This is a genomic window from Candidatus Hakubella thermalkaliphila (assembly GCF_013281975.1).
Classification (GTDB): domain Bacteria; phylum Actinomycetota; class Humimicrobiia; order Hakubellales; family Hakubellaceae; genus Hakubella; species Hakubella thermalkaliphila.
In genome coordinates this window covers 1-1,520 of the sequence record NZ_BLRZ01000233.1, presented here as the reverse complement: position 1 = coordinate 1,520, position 1,520 = coordinate 1, and the positions used below count along the sequence as shown (strand labels likewise).

1 protein-coding gene is annotated in these 1,520 nt (G+C 47.8%); it reads left to right on the top strand.

Annotated elements, in window-relative coordinates; genetic code table 11:
- Nucleotides 1-87: 87 nt before the first annotated feature.
- On the top strand, nt 88-1,520 hold a 1,433-nt coding region (locus HW443_RS11155), incomplete at its 3' end, for an IS1634 family transposase (RefSeq protein ID WP_176238219.1).

The window sequence follows — 1,520 nt, the reverse complement described above, 5'->3', positions numbered from 1 at the left end:
CTTAAAATCCGCAAAATTTAATAACTATGAACAAAATCCCCTAAATACCTTCTTGACTTTCTTTATGGCATAGTTATAATTAATACTATGCCATACCGAGTCAACCAAAAAATCGGTAACCATATCTATGTCTATGAGGTAGAGAGTTACTGGGATCCTGTAAAAAAACAGCCCCGTCAAAGGCGGAAATACCTGGGGAAAAAGGACCCTCACACAGGCGAAATCCTCTCCCCTCACAAAGGGTTTACCCCACGAGCTGCCGGTGATTTTGGTCATATCTACCTGGTCTTGCAGGTTATGGAGAGAATCGGGCTGTCTTCGGTGTTGAGGAAAGCCTTCCCAGAGGTGGATAAGGAGCTGCTTTATCTGAGCATGTTTCAGGTCTTGGAGGGAAAGCCCCTTTATCTTTTCAAGCCGTGGGCAGAGGCTGCTTATGTGGAGGAACCTCTGGCGCTTTCCTCCCAACGCATCAGCCGACTGGCTGAAGAGCTTGGCCGCAGTGAGGGAAGGCGGGAGATGTTTTTCCAGTCCTGGGTTCAAAGCCAAGGGGACCTGCGAGCCATCCTCTTCGACATTACATCCCTTTCTTCCTACTCAAAGCTCATCGAGTACCTGGAATGGGGGTACAATCGGGATGGGGAGAAGCTGCCGCAGGTCAACCTGGGGATGATCGTGGGCCAGCCTTCGCACCTTCCCCTTGCCTACCGGATTTATCCGGGAAGCATTGCCGATGTTTCCACCCTGAAGAACATCATCCTTCTTCTCGGGGACTGGGGTGTTCGAGAGTTCACTTTTATTCTCGATAGAGGGTTTTACAGTGCTTCGAATCTCAAAGAGATGGACAAAGAAGAGATACGTTTTGTCCTGCCTCTGTCCTTTAGCACCAAGATTTCCTCCCAGTTGATCTCCAGGCATCTTAAGGATCTTCAATCTCCTCAGTATGGGTTTTATTACCGGGGTAGACCGATGTTTTATGTCAAGGAGGAGACAGTCATAGCGGATGTTCCTGTCTTTGCCCATCTCTACCATGATGAGCGGAGGAAGGCCGATGAGATTGACCACCTGATGAGGCGCATCGTGGAGCTGGAGGCCCTCGTTGATAAGAAAGAGTTCTGGTCAAAAGAGGAGGTTTGGGAGCACCTGGAACAAGCTTTCAAAGGAAGCGGCAAGTTATTTGATGTCATAGGGCAAAAACCTCGTTTCCAATTGAAGCGCAAGGTGAAAGCGATCTCCCGGCTGATGAACAGGATGGGAAAGACAATTATCTTAACCAATGACAGCAATCTTGGACGAGAGGACCTGTTAAGCCTTTATCGAAGGAAAGATGCGTTGGAGAAGATGTTTGATGTGATCAAGAATGAATTGGAGTGTGGGAGGTTAAAGGTTAGCTCCCGCGAGGCTATGGAGGGACGCCTCTTCCTGACCTATTTATCTCTTATCATCTATTCGGCCTTGAGTCGGATAATGAAGGAGCAAGACCTCTATAAGAGTTACACTTTATCGGAAGTAATTTATGAGTT